Genomic DNA, 14,212 nt, shown 5'->3' with positions numbered 1-14,212 from the left:
GCGAACAGGCATGCACCACGCCATCCCCGAGAGCGTCATGGTCGCGTTTGCAAATGCATTCCCAATCACGACGCTCTCTCATCATCGAGGGTTCAGCGCGCCCGCCCGTCACGCAGTCCAAGACGCTCCAGCGGAACGTTGTAGGTCTCTCGCATCGAGTAGATCGACGTCGCCGACAACAGGCAGACGAACGCCGCAAACGCTGCCGGCAGCATCCACGGCGCAGTGCCGAACTTGCCGATCAGCGCCGTTTCGATGAGCGGCGCAAACCCCGCCACCGCGAAGCCGAACTGCGTACCGATCGCCATTCCCGAAAGCCGGACTTGTGTCGGAAACCGCTCGGCGTACGTAGCTGGCCAAACAGCATTGGTAATGCTAAAGACAACGCCGCCGAGAACCACGCCCGTGGCAAGAACCAGGATGTCGCTGCCCGTCGTAATCGACCATAGAAAAATTGCGACGCCGATTGCGCACAGTATGTTGCCTGTGATGAACACTGGACGTCGCCCGATTCGATCAGACAGCGTGGCATACACCGGGATAATGAAAACGGCGATCAGGTTGGCGATGACGGCGGTCCAGAGCATCGTTGACGTGCTTACGTGATGCGCCATCGTGCGTGAGAAGGACAAAGAAAACACCGCGAAGGTCGTCCCGATCGACGCAATCAGCGCCGCAAAGAAAACCTGAAACAGTTCCTTGCGATAGCTGGTCAGAAGCGTTTTGAGCGGTGCTGCGGGAACTTCGCCGTGCGACGCTTCGCTCTGGAAAGCAGGGGTTTCCTCAAGGCGCGCACGTACGATAAAGCCAACAATCACGACCACCGCGCTCAGCCAGAATGGCACCCGCCAGCCCCACGACAACAGCTGATCCTCGGACAGCAAAGCGGCAAGTGGCAGTACGACGGCTGGCGCAAGTACCTGTCCGCCTTGCGTCCCGCTCAATGTCCAGCTCGTGTAATATCCGCGACGGTTGGCTGGCGCATGTTCGAACGACATCGAATTCGCGCCGGCCTGTTCACCCGCCGCCGAAATGCCCTGCAGAATGCGCAGCACGACAAGCAGCGCGGGCGCAAGAAGTCCTGCGCTCTGAAAGCTCGGCAGGCAGCCGACGAGAAACGTCGAGAGCCCCATCAACAGCAAGGTGCCGACCATCACCACCTTTCGGCCAAGGCGGTCACCATAGTGCCCCATCAGGAATGATCCAAGGGGACGTGCGGCATAGGCAACCCCGAAGGTCGCCATCGATGCGAGTGTCGCGGCGGCGATGTCGCCAGGCGGAAAAAAGATACGAGGAAATACCAGCGCTGCGACCGTGCCGTATATGAAGAAGTCGTAGTATTCGAGCGCGCTGCCTATCCATCCGGCAATGGCTGCTTTTCGCGCGTGCCGCGCAGTGGCGGCGGGTGCGGCCATACGGGCCGCGTCGGTTCGCATTGCATCAGCTGTCATCTCTGTCTCCGTGTATTTGTGCATAAATCTGTGGGTCCGCTAGGCTCTTTCTCGAAGTAGCCGCTCCGTGGCCTGTCGAACGAGGCTCGCCCGCATCATGCAATCCGTTTCGCGTGCAAGCGGTACTTCGGCGGATATCGGAACGTCCTTCGGAAGTGCATCGAGCAGTTCGCGCAAAGGCAGTTCGCCTTCGCCCGGCAATAGCCGGTTGCCGCGCGCCTCGTCGACGATTCCCGACGGTGGCGGTGACGCGAGCGGCGCATCGCAAAGCTGCACACTGCCGATCAACGCAGGGTCGAGCGCCTCGACCGATGCGACCGTCCCGCCAGAGCGCATCAGATGCAGTGCGTCGATGAGAACGAAGACGTTCGGTTTGTGAACTTCCTTCACGACACTCACCGCATCTTCGAGTCGCGCCACGGGACGCCACACCATAAACTCAACGTCTAGCGCAAGGCCGAACGGCGCGGCAAGATCACATAGCGCACCCAGTCGGTCGATGACTCTCGCGCGTTCGGAATCGTCGATGTTGATGCACACGCGCCGCGCGCCGAGTTCGGCACCTGCCTCAAACGCGTCGGCGTAGTCATCGATACGCGTATCGGCCGCAATACGAACCACTTCAATGTCCGACACCACCACATCATGCGCATTCATCAGACGCCGCGTGTCGCGCAGCGCGGGGGAACCGGCACGCAACGGATACGCCACGCCCCCGGGCATCGGAGAGCACAGCCGGATGCCGACCGCACGAAATCCCGCTTCGGCCGCGAGAGTAATAAGGTGCGGCGGCCCGACATCGAGCACGGTGAGATGAGAGAGGGAAAGCCGTTTCATTGCGTCGTGCTCCGTCGCGTCAGTATGTGGCGCGGCCGCCCGTGAGATCGAAGGCAGCGCCTGTCGTGAACGAGCACTCCTCGGTCGCGAGCCATGCGACCATCGACGCGACTTCGTCCGGTCGGCCTGCGCGCCCGAGCGGGATCTTCGCGAGCACGAAGTTCCGGGCGTCGGCCGTCATGTTGCGCAGCATCTCCGATTCGATGGCGGCAGGCGTTACGCAATTGACGCGAATATCGGTGTCCGCCAGTTCCTTGCTCAACGATTTCGTCAGCGCGATCACGCCTGCTTTCGACGCTCCATACGCGCCCTGATTCGGATTGCCTTCCTTCCCTCCGACGGAGGAAAGATTGACGATGCGCCCGTGCCGCGCCTGGCGCAGATAGGGCAACGCCTCCCGACAGCAAATGAATACACCCGTGAGGTTGATGTCGATGACCTGCCGCCACGCGTCAATCCCATAGGTCTCGACCGGCCCGATAGGGCCGTTGATGCCCGCAGCGTTGATCAGTACGTCAACCGAGCCGAAGCGCTCGTATGCCGCCTTTGCTGCGGTTGCGACGCTGGCTGCATCGGTCACATTGACCTGAGCCGATGACACGGCGCGCAACTGTTCGGCAGCCGCATGGGCAGCCGCGCCGTCAATATCCCACAGCACGACCTTCGCACCCGATGCAATAAAACGCTCAGCAATCGCGTAGCCGATAGCGCCCGAGCCGCCAGTGATGACGCAGACGCGATCCTGCAAATCCAGCTTGTTCATGTACCTTGTCTCCAAAGCGTTGGAAATCGTTTGAGCCGATACTAAGGACAAACGCCTCTTTTGTCGTATGCCGAAGTTCCGATAACCTATAACTTTCGGTTAAGCGGCGGCGGAGGCGACACTCGATGCGCTTCAAACTCAGGTACATGGAGGTGTTTCGCGCGATCATGCTGACGGGATCGATCAACGCGGCGTCCAAGCTGTTGTTCGTCTCGCAGCCTGCCGTGAGCAAGCTGGTGTCGCATATCGAAACAACGCTCGGTCTGCGTCTCTTCGAACGTTCCAAAGGACGCCTCGTCCCGACTAGTGAAGCGCATGCGCTGTTCAGAGAAGTTGAACAGGTCTATCAGGCGGCGATGCGGGTCGACGAATTCGCCCATGCACTGGCACTCGGTCCTTCTAGCCTGTTGCGCGTGACATGCAGTGCGTCATTGGCGACGAGCGTGGTTGCGCCGGCGCTTGTCGAACTCAAGAAAAAGCTGCCTGCGTTGACGGTGAGTTGGCAAACCACACTAATGGCCGACATGCCAATGGAACTTCTGAGCAAGGAAGCGGAAGTCGCCATCTCTGCGATGCCAGTTGCTCACGAGCACCTGCATAACGTCCCCTTCATGTACGGCAGCATGGTCTGCGCGATGCCGAAGGGACACAGACTTGCAGCAAAGAAGAGCGTCGCGCTCGCCGATCTGGTCGATGAACCCGTCGTACTCTTCAAACGGGACATTCCGTTCGGGACGGTGATCGCACAGGCGTGTCAGCAGGCGGGCGTCGAACTCAAGTCGACGATCGACGTGATGCGCGCCGATCAGGCACTTGCCCTGGTCGAGGGTGGACTAGGCGTGACCATCGTCGATAATTTCGCGACGACAGGAAGCTCGCTGATCATTCGCCCGCTGCGCGAATGCATCGACATCACAGCTCACTTTGTCTACTCGCGCTTTGCACCGCCATCGCGGAATGCAAGTTTGTTCATGCAGGCAGTTTATAAGCGCTCAGAACACCTGCGACGCGCGATTCCGGATGCTTCCGTTCCGGAATGAGGTGAAGCCGACACGGGAGTCAGATGTGGACGGATTCCATTGAGCGCCCTCAGCCATCTTTGGCGAAGCGATGCCTGGGGATTCTTCACGTCTCGTTCGGGAGTAAAGCGGCCGTTCAGGTGACGCCGCTTCGCCGACAGTGAACGTTCCTTCATGGCCGGGAGTACGCGTACACCCACGTGGCCGGAAAGCTCTCGTTGACACTCGAACGTTAGCTATGCAGAACGTTCGCGGAGCTGGTGCTCCCGGCCATGAAGTGCGCCGTCATGTGGCGCAAAGACAGCGGGAATATTGGCTTTTCGGTTGATTGCCTTGCGCGCAGACACCTTAAAAAAACCTCGACCAGGAGGCCCCCTCAGCGGTCTTCTTTTTCGCCGAAAATCGTAGCGCGCATTCGGCGTGCATTGCGCTCAAACTGCATTTGAGAATTCGCTTGCACCGCACGCGAACGATTGCGAACGGCACGGAGGGGGACTAGAGGAAGCTACGCCGCGCACGGCATTCAGGCAGCAGCGCATCGGCCGGCCAGTCAACGCGAAGCGGCCAATGCGGACCCCGGTGCGACGGCAGAATTGGGGCGGACCGGCCGATTTAGAATGGACGGCAGCGTCCTTCACGGTGTGGGTGCGCCCGAAGTACGTGGCGAACAGCGAGCCCATAGGCCCAGCTCGTAACTACTGCCGAAATGGCCGTAGCCCGCTTAGTGCACGCGTCGCGAACGCGTACTCCCTGTGGCCAACGCAACTGCTTGAGACGGAACTCAACTGCAAGGCGCTCGCGTCGACGGTTCAGCACGACCTGTTTGGCGGTAGCCCTTCCGGCTGGAACGCACACGTCGAGTACATACAGACGAAGGCTGCATGGTTTGGCTCCGGCATTCCCGAGATGGAAACCCGCACTTCCGAAGGACCTGCGCCCTCCACCTCTGAGGACGCGAGTCCGGTCGAATCGTCCGTCGAGGACGCGTCACCCGTTGAGTGGGGCGCGCCCGACGAGACCCGCGGCAGTCCACTCGGCTCGGGCACGTTGGCCCCGGATCGCCGCCAACTCCGTACCATTACTGCCCCGTATATCTGAGCGTCGCGGGGTCGGTGCTCCTGAATATCAAGAACCACGGCGACTGCAGCACACCGCCGGCCTGAACGATGACGTCGCATTGTTTTGTCGCGATGTCGCAACTCTTCACTTGTCCCGCCGTGTCAAGGGCATTGCCTGTAATTGGAACAAATAGCTTTCCTCCGGGCCCGAAGAGAATAGCCTGCGCAAATGCGCGGGACGAGCCCGATGTCCAGAGCGGAAGCGTGTCGACAAGTCGACCCGTCTTGCCATCAAGCTTGAGGATTTTGTCCGTGTCGTTGGGGTTGGTGTTATCGCGGAAACTTGTCACCCACAGGTTACCTTTGCTATCAAACACGAGTCCTTCAGGGCGATGCAAGCTGGGTACCGTGGCATTTGAAGCAAACACGTCTACGAATTGCCTGGTGCTCGCATTGAACCGCAAGACGTATCCGGTGAGTGGCGCGTACAGCGCATCCGTTGGGTCGAGACAACCTACGGCAGACACATAGAGCAGGCCATCCGGGCCGTACACCAGGCCGCGCGGGTGAAATTCTTCAGTGAACGCGTGCCGGTCCAGGTCGCCGAGAAACGCGCCGGCATTGTCATATGCCTTCACATTCCCCTCGTTGGTACACTTCTTCGACTGGTCACCGAGGTCTGCAACATAGTAGGCATTGTCCGGCCCCCCGCGCACGAGGCCCTGCGGGGCGAAAGGCGCATTGCGGTCGCTCGATGCGACAAGCTTGCCGATGAAAGTGCCAGTGGCACCATCAAATCGCAGAATCTCACCGCGTTGTCCTGAACCGCCCCCCGCGCTGTTCTGGTTGACCAACACAAGTTGACCTTCCGTAAATATCATTCCCATCGGACCTTTGAGGCCAGCACTTTTTGGCGCAATGAAGATTCCATTGAATGCCCCGCTTGTCGCGTCGAACGCTTTCACTGAATTGTCACCTACGTCACCGATGAACACGTCATCGGCAACGGCCGTCTGGGGGACGAGCCAGGAACCACTCGCAACGACCGCGAACAGTAGTGCTGAGCGCAGTGCGCCTCGGCAGCTAAAGCGGCGTCTTGTCGAGGCGACATGGACCGATGAAAGAAAAGACGTACTCATTTGATGCCTCCATTCGTATTTACTGCTTGATTGCCAACAAGAACGTCGAGTAGGACCAGCGAGGCGAGCAAAGGCGACGCCCTATCCACCGCTTGTTTGCATCGCCGACCCGGATTTGTCGGCGGAGGAACCGGTGGCGCCTGAATCACCTCCGCCACATGCGGTCAGAGTCGTTGCGACCAATATGGCGAATCCTGTTGCATGAAATGCTTTTTTTATGACCGAGAGTAAATAGTTCATGGCGAACCCCAGTGGGCAACGTCGGTTAGCTTCCTAGCGCGCGTAAAATGAACCACCTCAGCTGGGAAGGCGTCTATGCCTACCCTGCTGTTCGGGTGGAACAACAACAAACGTGGGGCGGGCCCTGATTGGCTCACAGGGCACAAACCAGCGTGTCAGCAACTACGCCGAACGATGCCGTCAATGGTCCTGTCGCATGAGCGCGATACGAGACGAACCGCAGCGCAGGCGGAGGAATATTGGCGGACGTATTGGCAAGCTGCGTCACGTGTAAAGCGTGGAAGTAGCCCTCGAAATTGGTCTTAGCAATTCAATTGACAGCAAAGCCGGCTTTTAATATCTTTAGAACTCTTTCATGTGGAAAACAGTATAGTTCGCGTGTCATCAGAAATTACACCCTCTGTGTTTTTTCCGGTGGCACCTGCGTTATGGCGGAGAATGGCTACCAAGGCGGACTAACGTTAAAGATTGTTTGGCATCGGTTCGAACGATTCCGTTCGAAATCCCGAGACTCCTTCAGTTGCTCGAATTCCTGCTCGACCTCGGCTTTGGTCAATTTTATTTCATTATTTCATTAGGAATACGACTCGTTACTTCGTCTAAAGACTTGTTTTTGAAACACCGTCAGTCACTGTTACGCTTCATGCAGTCGAACCATGGCCAAAACTGGCAGACGGCTTCAACATGTGACCAGATATTCCGGAAAGGTAGGGCCAGCGAATAACACTGAGTGTTATTCGCCCCTTTAGCTGTGCGCTTTGCAACAAGGACTTCTATAAACCACGCGATTATCGGTTGCGACGGATAGCACATTGGCATCCTTATTTCGCGCTGTGTTCATCCATATGCCAACGCGAAATTTATACGCTTGGGTTGCAATCAACCATTCGCTGCCGCCCTTGACCCGATAGCGCATCGCCATGCGGACCCACGAATGCGACAAGGGGCACGCTCTACCGTTGATGGCCCCCCACTCGACCTAACGTCGCAATCATGCCTTGAGGCCCGCCAGGCAGTTTGTCAAGATTGACTGCTCGCGCTAAAGATTTCATTACCGATGCCGTTATCGATTTCGGGTTGGGGGGTAATGCAGAACGGTTTATATGCTTGCTGGAAATCGAGTCGACCTAGCGAGCAGGTCTGACGTTGTGTCGGACCGCAGAAACTTCATTAGCCCGCATGGAAGCAACAAATCTTCCTGCGCATGTCTGATTTTGTTCTAGCTCCAGGCAACCACGACATTACGCCCGCAATTCGGACCCAGCCAACACAACAGATAGATATTGCAATGATTGGGCAGATAACCGGTGGCAAACTAGCACTAAAGCTTTACAAGAAGTATCTATCCGAGAATTGGAGCGAAGTTAATCTCTTCAATGCAGATACATTTAATTTGCTTATCGGGGAAAACGGCTCAGGAAAAACAAGCATTCTGAGAAAGATTGCATGGTCCTGAATCGCCCAAAATCGCCAAAACGCTTGTGGCGGAAGGCAGCCGGAGTCGAACCGACCAGGGAGCGGCTGACGCCCCCTACTGGGTTTGAAGCCCAGCCGCACCACCAGATACGAATGCCTTCCGTTGAAGATCAACACCAACATCCAACTTCATGCGCAGCCGATTATAGCGGCCACAAAACAGCACCGTCACCCGTCGCTTCAACATCACATATCCGACTCGCACACCAGCGCTTCCCGCAAATGCGAATCCGGCCTTAGCCAGTGCACATCGCGTTGAAAGCGCGTATAGCCGATGCGATCGAAGAACTCGAGAATCTGGATCGCGCGCTTGCGTCCCAGACCCGCCGCATCGCGAAACGCCGACGCGCCCACCGCGCCGTCCTGTCCGTTGGCGATATTGGCAATAAGACGCGCAAGCTCATGCACCACATCGCGCGAATAGAACAGATCGCGAACCACCTGATACACATCGCCCTGCCGCGCAAGCTTGCGCAGCACCTGTCGCACGAGATCTTCCTGCTGCCCCGTCGTCTTCGCGAGATCGCGCACCCACGGCGGATCGAAATGTCCTGCCAAAAGCAGCGGCAGCAACGTATCGGCGACACGCTGCTCGTTCGAATCGAGCGCAACGGAATGTCCCGGCAAATGCAGCCACGGCCCGCTCCTCGCAACGGCGCCTTCATCCACGAGCGAACCGATCAACACCCGCCACATCGCGTCCGGCACCAGCGGCGCCGCAATCCGTCGCAGACGCGCCGCATCCGGTCCCAGCTCATCGGGCGAGCGCGCATGGTATTGATCGAGCGCAGCCATCACGCCCGACCGCAAACGCGCCCAATGCTTGCGCAACACGACGATCGCATCGCCCGCATCCTTGCCGTGCAGTGGAATCGTTTCGGCATCGGCGGGCAGCGGCAACGCGTCGGCGGGCAAGCCCGTCAGCTGCATCAGCATCGAACGCGATACGCCGCGCGGCGCCTCGTCGAGCAGGGACGCCAATTGGCCTTCGTCGAGCCACGCCCGCAACGCATCGAGCCAGGCACGCCGCTCCGCTGTCCTGCGCTTGCGCGGCGGACCGAACGGATCGAGCACGCGCCCGCCGCCGACCGTGCGCGTCGCCTGCGCATTGCGCACGATAAAGCGGTCGCCAGACATCGCGCAAACGGGCGTATCGAACACCAGCTGCACGCGCGCCGTGCGTCCCGCAGCGAGCGCGTCGCCTTCGAGCAGCGCCACATGCGCCACGCGATGCAGCGTACCGATATGCACATGCAGCGGCGCCCAATGCTGCAGCGTGAGGTCCGCATCCGCGAGCAGCGTCAGTTCGACATCGAGCCGTTCGCCCGGCCTGGCGAGCCGCGCATCGACGATCCAGTCGCCGCGCGAAATCGCCTCCTTGTCGATGCCCGCAAGATTGAGCGCGCAGCGCTGTCCCGCGCGCCCCATATCGGCTGCGCGGTTTTGCGCATGAATACTGCGCACGCGCACCGCCTGCTGCGCGGGTTCGAGCATCAACGTGTCGCCCGTTGCAACGCGTCCGGCGAACACGGTGCCCGTCACGATCGTGCCTTGCCCCGCCAGCGTGAATACGCGGTCGACGGCCAGGCGGAACAGGCCGTCGTCGCGCCGCCCGCGCCACGCGACAGCTGCGTCGCGCAAGTGCTGCGACAGCGCGCGCACGCCGGCGTCGTCGGAGGAGGTCGCGTTAGTTTCGAAGATGGCTGCGTCGATGAAGGGAGTGGGCGCAAGCCACACGCGAATCTCGTCACGCACCTGTACGATGCGCGCGACGTCGACGCGATCCGTCTTGGTCAGCGCAATCGCGCCGCGTGTGACGCCGAGCAATTGCAGGATCGCAAGATGCTCGCGCGTCTGCGGCATGATGCCGTCGTCGGCGGCAATCACGAGCAGCGCGTAGTCGATGCCGCATGCGCCCGCCGCCATCGTATGCACGAGTTTCTCGTGGCCCGGCACGTCGATCATGCCGAGCACGTCGCCGTTGTCGAGCGGCGTGTACGCATAGCCTAGCTCGATCGAAATGCCGCGCGCCTTCTCTTCTTTCAGGCGGTCAGTATCGACGCCCGTCAACGCGCGCACCAGCGTTGTCTTGCCGTGATCGATATGCCCCGCCGTGCCGACGATCATGCGTGCAGCTCCGCGCATTGCGCGACGAATGCAGCTTCGTCGGCCGCCTCCAGACAGCGCAGGTCGAGGCGCAGCGCATCGTCGGCAATGCGACCGATCACGGGACGCGGCAATGAACGCAGCGCTTCCTCCAGCTTCATCAGCGCGCGGCCGCCGCGCTTGCCGGTGGCGTTGCGGATCGCGACGCCGAAACTCGGCAACTGATCGACGGGCAATGCGCCGCTGCCGATCTGGCTCATCATCGGCTCGGCCGTCACGCTGTACGTGTCGCCCAGCGCGTGTTGCAACACGTCTTGCACGCGCGCGGCCTGCGCCTGCATATCGGTGGATGGACGCGTCAGAAGACGCAATGTGGTGAGCCGCTCGCGCAGCAGTTCGGGCGCGCGATACAGCTGCAGTACAGGTTCGAGCGCGGCAAGCGTCAGTTTGCCGACGCGCAGCGCGCGCTTCAGCGGATGCTTCTTGACCTTGCGGATCAACTCCGCTCGCCCGACGATCAGACCCGCCTGCGGCCCGCCCAGCAGTTTGTCGCCGCTGAACGTGACGAGATCGGCGCCTGCCGCGACGGTCTCGCGCACGGTCGGCTCCGTCGGCAAACCGAATTGCGCGAGATCGACGAGCGTGCCGCTGCCGAGATCGACGGCCATCGGCAGCCCGCGTGCATGCGCGAGGCGCGCGACTTCATCGACGGCTACGCTCTTCGTGAAGCCTTCGATTGCATAGTTGCTGCAATGCACCTTCATCAGCAAAGCCGTGCGCGCGTTAATCGCTTCGTCGTAATCCTTCAGATGCGTGCGGTTCGTCGTGCCGATTTCGCGCAGCTTAGCGCCCGCGCGCGACATGATGTCGGGAATGCGGAACGCGCCGCCGATCTCGACCAGTTCCCCGCGCGACACCACCACTTCCTTCTTCGACGCCAGCGCCGACAGCGTCAGCAGCACGGCAGCCGCGTTGTTGTTGACGACGGTCGCCGCCTCGGCGCCCGTGAGTTCGCCAATCAGATCGTCGATCAGATCGTCGCGGTCGCCACGGTTGCCCGTGGCCAGATCGAACTCGAGATTCATCGGACGAGTGAGCGCATCGATCACCGCACGCACGGCTTCGTCAGGCAGCAGTGCGCGTCCGAGATTCGTGTGCAGCACCGTGCCCGTCAGATTGAAAACGGCGCGCAGATGAGGCCGCGAACGCGCAGCGAGCGTGCGCATTGCGTCATCGACGAGCCTCGCTTCGAAGTCGAATGACGGATCGAACGAAGCGCCCGCGAGCAGTTCGCGCCGCAGCGTTTCCGTCGCGATGCGTATCGCGTCGACGACCTGCGTGCGGCCGTACTCGCCGATCAGAGGCTGCGCCGCCAACGACGAGAGCACACGTTCGACGGCCGGCACGCGCGCGAGCACTGCACGTATGTCTTTGCCCGGCTCATGGCCGGTTGGATTGCCCGACACTTCGCTCACGCTTGCGTTCCCCCGCGCGGTTGCACGACGTTGATTCACTCGTCCGACGGCACTTCCGGCCACAACAGCGGATTGGGACTGCTGCGCCGGTAGCCGGCTTCATTCATCAGCAGGTCCAGCGTCAGACTCGCGAGATCGTCGGCCAGCGGCTCGAAATCGTAGTCTTTCTCCTGATAGCCGATCTTGCGGTACGTATGGCACTCGTCGCACGATTCGGCCTTGAGCGCTTCGCTGCCGCCGTCGATGCCGTGATAAGCGATGCCTTTGGTCGAATCGCAATTCGAGCATTTCACGCGTACCACGTGGTATTCCGTCGAGCACAACCCGCATTGCAGGTAGCGATAACCCTGAAACTGTCCGCCGACGCGCACGATGCTCGCCACGGGCGGCGCGCCGCATACGGGACATGCACCCGGCGTGTCCAGATACGGAACGGCGCGCGGATCGATGCGGCTCGCGAGGTCCGTCCACACCACCTGCAGCGCGGCCATCACGAACGGCGCGGACGACGGCTCGATTTCGTTGAAGCGAAGCGAAACAATGGCATCGGCGAGCGCGTCGAGTTCCTGCGCGCTCTTCACGCGCAGACCGTCGATCACTCTCGCGAGCACGGGCGTCACGAGTCCCGCCGCTTCGACGCGATCGAGCAGGCGTTGCAAGACGTCGCGCCATAGTGGATCGCGCCCGGGCGCGGTTGCGGGGACCGCGGGGATAATCAGCATCGAATGCTGCTGGGCGAGCGCGATCGATTCGTCGGAAGGCATCGCCGCGCTGACCTGCGCGAGCGTCTGCTGCTGCGCATCGGCGAGCGCCGCCATCAGCCTGAGATAGCCGCCGATCGGGCTCGCGCCCGCCAGCTGACGAAGACGCGCGGCGCGCGTCGAAAAATGCGTCGCACGCTCCGGCATGCGCAGGCGCGGAATGGCCGAGTGATCGAGCGATTCGATCTGGCCGGGATCCAGAATGCGTTGCACCAATTCAGGTTCCTGACGATCAGAACGGAGATGGCGTCAACAGTAGCAGATAAGCACGAGCGGCGCGCGCCGACCCGGACGCGCGCGCCGTCCAAACGTCACTTGATGCTCTCGCGGAACCACTTCGGATGATGCTTGCGCGCCCAGCCCAGCGTCACCGTGCCGCGCACCATCGCGCCGAGGGAGCCTTTCACCCACAGTGCGGCATAAATATGCACGATGATGCTGCAGATCAGCACGAACGCGCTGATCGAGTGAATCACAGCAGCGATGCGCACCACTTCGATCGGAAAATAGAACGCGAAATACGCGCGCCAGATGACGATGCCGCTCAGCAGCAACAGCAGCAGGCAGAGCACGAGCACGAAGAACAACAGCTTCTGTCCGGCGTTGTATTTGCCGATTTCGGGCAGCCTGTCTTCGCGGTTCATCAGTACGTCGTTCATCTGACGCAGCCACTGCCGGTCGTCGGCGTCGAGATAGTTGTGATGCCAGAAGCGCAGCGCAAGAATCATGAACGATACGAACATCACGATGCCGACGAACGGATGCAGGATGCGCGTCCATTGCCCGCCGCCGAATAGCGCCGAGAGCCAGAACATCGACGGATGGAACATCGCGAGGCCCGACAGCGCGAGCAAAACGAACGTAATCGCCGTGATCCAGTGATTCGTGCGCTCGTTCGGCGTGTAGCGCTCGATCAGTTCCGGGTTGTCATGCCGATGATTTTTCATTTCACGGGCTCCTCGGGCTTGTTCTCACGCCGTTCGCGGATGTCGCGCGCGGCATTGGCCGCGGCTTCCTCGTCCTCTTCCGACACTTCATTCGGGCCGACGCGCGTGTAGTGGAAGAAGCCCGCCAGCGCGGTGATCGCCATCGCCGCGACCGCGAGCGGCTTCGCGACGCCCTTCCACAGCTTCACGAACGGACTGATGTGCGGATCGTCGGGCAAGCCGTGATACAGCGACGGCTTGTCCGCATGGTGCAGCACATACATCACGTGCGTGCCGCCCACCCCTTGCGGGTCGTACAGGCCGGCCTTCTCGAAGCCGCGCTCCTTCAGATCGGCGATGCGCTCTTCCGCGTGCTGGATCATGTCGGTCTTGGTGCCGAACACGATTGCGCCCGTCGGACACGTCTTCACGCATGCGGGCTCCTGGCCGACGCCGACGCGATCCGAGCACAGCGTGCACTTGTACACGCGATGATCCGTCTTCGACAGACGCGGAATGTTGAACGGGCAGCCCGCGATGCAATAACCGCAGCCGATGCAGTTCTCTTCGTGGAAATCCACGATGCCGTTCGTGTACTGCACGATCGCGCCCGGCGAAGGACACGCTTTCAGGCAGCCGGGATCTTCGCAGTGCATGCAGCCATCCTTGCGGATCAGCCATTCGAGATCGCCTTTCGGGTTCTCGTACTCCGTGAAGCGCATCACCGTCCACGAATGCTCGGAGAGATCGAGCGGGTTGTCGTGGACGCCTGTGCTGATGCCGACTTCGTCGCGCAGGTCGTTCCACTCCATGCACGCCGTCTGGCAGGCCTTGCAGCCGATGCACTTGGTGACGTCGATCAGCTTCGCGACCGTGTTCGTCACCGGCTCGCGCACGGACGTCGGCTGCACGGTGGTGGCCGAGAGGCGTTTGATGTCCAGCGATTGAAGTGCCATGACGC

10 protein-coding genes and 1 tRNA gene are annotated in these 14,212 nt (G+C 60.8%); 1 reads left to right on the top strand and 10 read right to left on the bottom strand.

What is annotated here, in order from left to right:
• Window positions 1-92: 92 nt before the first annotated feature.
• The 3 genes from FRZ40_RS24920 to FRZ40_RS24910 form a co-directional block, all read right to left on the bottom strand.
• Window positions 93-1,415, bottom strand: coding sequence for an MFS transporter (locus tag FRZ40_RS24920; protein ID WP_147235916.1), 1,323 nt, complete (start codon window positions 1,413-1,415; stop codon window positions 93-95).
• A 75-nt stretch (window positions 1,416-1,490) separates the two neighbouring features.
• Window positions 1,491-2,288 carry a sugar phosphate isomerase/epimerase family protein gene (locus FRZ40_RS24915; RefSeq protein WP_147235915.1) on the bottom strand — a complete coding sequence of 266 codons (798 nt, stop codon included), beginning with the start codon at window positions 2,286-2,288 and terminating at the stop codon, window positions 1,491-1,493.
• Window positions 2,289-2,307: 19 nt separating this feature from the next.
• Window positions 2,308-3,051, bottom strand: coding sequence for an SDR family oxidoreductase (locus FRZ40_RS24910; RefSeq protein ID WP_147235914.1), 744 nt, complete (start codon window positions 3,049-3,051; stop codon window positions 2,308-2,310).
• 125 nt (window positions 3,052-3,176) lie between these two features.
• On the opposite strand from FRZ40_RS24910, the gene FRZ40_RS24905 reads away from it, so the two are divergent.
• Window positions 3,177-4,091, top strand: coding sequence for a LysR family transcriptional regulator (locus FRZ40_RS24905; RefSeq protein WP_167528688.1), 915 nt, complete (start codon window positions 3,177-3,179; stop codon window positions 4,089-4,091).
• Between the two features lie 1,057 nt (window positions 4,092-5,148).
• Here FRZ40_RS24905 and FRZ40_RS24900 read toward each other — a convergent pair.
• From FRZ40_RS24900 to fdxH, 7 genes are all read right to left on the bottom strand, one after another.
• Entirely contained in the window at window positions 5,149-6,267 is a 1,119-nt protein-coding gene (locus FRZ40_RS24900; RefSeq protein WP_147235913.1) for an NHL repeat-containing protein, read from the bottom strand.
• Between the two features lie 1,722 nt (window positions 6,268-7,989).
• Window positions 7,990-8,085: transfer RNA gene (locus FRZ40_RS24895), tRNA-Sec, on the bottom strand.
• 84 nt (window positions 8,086-8,169) lie between these two features.
• On the bottom strand, window positions 8,170-10,110 hold the full coding sequence (gene selB / locus FRZ40_RS24890; RefSeq protein WP_147235912.1) for a selenocysteine-specific translation elongation factor: 1,941 nt from the start codon (window positions 10,108-10,110) through the stop codon (window positions 8,170-8,172).
• Complete coding sequence (gene selA / locus FRZ40_RS24885; protein WP_147235911.1) at window positions 10,107-11,564, bottom strand: L-seryl-tRNA(Sec) selenium transferase; 1,458 nt, start codon at window positions 11,562-11,564, stop codon at window positions 10,107-10,109. Before selA ends, selB begins: the two co-directional genes overlap by 4 nt.
• 35 nt (window positions 11,565-11,599) lie before the next feature.
• Window positions 11,600-12,541, bottom strand: a complete 942-nt coding sequence (gene fdhE / locus FRZ40_RS24880; protein WP_147235910.1) for a formate dehydrogenase accessory protein FdhE — start codon at window positions 12,539-12,541, stop codon at window positions 11,600-11,602.
• A 95-nt stretch (window positions 12,542-12,636) separates the two neighbouring features.
• Window positions 12,637-13,272, bottom strand: coding sequence for a formate dehydrogenase subunit gamma (locus FRZ40_RS24875; RefSeq protein WP_147235909.1), 636 nt, complete (start codon window positions 13,270-13,272; stop codon window positions 12,637-12,639).
• Window positions 13,269-14,207 carry a formate dehydrogenase subunit beta gene (gene fdxH / locus FRZ40_RS24870; RefSeq protein WP_028369975.1) on the bottom strand — a complete coding sequence of 313 codons (939 nt, stop codon included), beginning with the start codon at window positions 14,205-14,207 and terminating at the stop codon, window positions 13,269-13,271. Before fdxH ends, FRZ40_RS24875 begins: the two co-directional genes overlap by 4 nt.
• Window positions 14,208-14,212: the final 5 nt, after the last annotated feature.

Source organism: Paraburkholderia azotifigens (genome assembly GCF_007995085.1).
In the GTDB taxonomy this organism is placed as follows: domain Bacteria; phylum Pseudomonadota; class Gammaproteobacteria; order Burkholderiales; family Burkholderiaceae; genus Paraburkholderia; species Paraburkholderia azotifigens.
Note: the sequence above shows the minus strand (reverse complement) of the source record. Positions and strands in the feature narration are given on the sequence as shown.

Excerpts from the sequence above, each read along its gene's own strand:
- FRZ40_RS24920 (WP_147235916.1), bottom strand. The coding sequence starts at position 1,415 with ATGGCCGCACCCGCCGCCACTGCGCGGCACGCGCGAAAAGCAGCCATT.
- FRZ40_RS24875 (WP_147235909.1), bottom strand. The coding sequence starts at position 13,272 with ATGAAAAATCATCGGCATGACAACCCGGAACTGATCGAGCGCTACACG.
- FRZ40_RS24910 (WP_147235914.1), bottom strand. The coding sequence starts at position 3,051 with ATGAACAAGCTGGATTTGCAGGATCGCGTCTGCGTCATCACTGGCGGC.
- selB (WP_147235912.1), bottom strand. The coding sequence starts at position 10,110 with ATGATCGTCGGCACGGCGGGGCATATCGATCACGGCAAGACAACGCTG.
- FRZ40_RS24905 (WP_167528688.1), top strand. The coding sequence starts at position 3,177 with ATGCGCTTCAAACTCAGGTACATGGAGGTGTTTCGCGCGATCATGCTG.
- FRZ40_RS24915 (WP_147235915.1), bottom strand. The coding sequence starts at position 2,288 with ATGAAACGGCTTTCCCTCTCTCATCTCACCGTGCTCGATGTCGGGCCG.
- fdxH (WP_028369975.1), bottom strand. The coding sequence starts at position 14,207 with ATGGCACTTCAATCGCTGGACATCAAACGCCTCTCGGCCACCACCGTG.
- FRZ40_RS24900 (WP_147235913.1), bottom strand. The coding sequence starts at position 6,267 with ATGAGTACGTCTTTTCTTTCATCGGTCCATGTCGCCTCGACAAGACGC.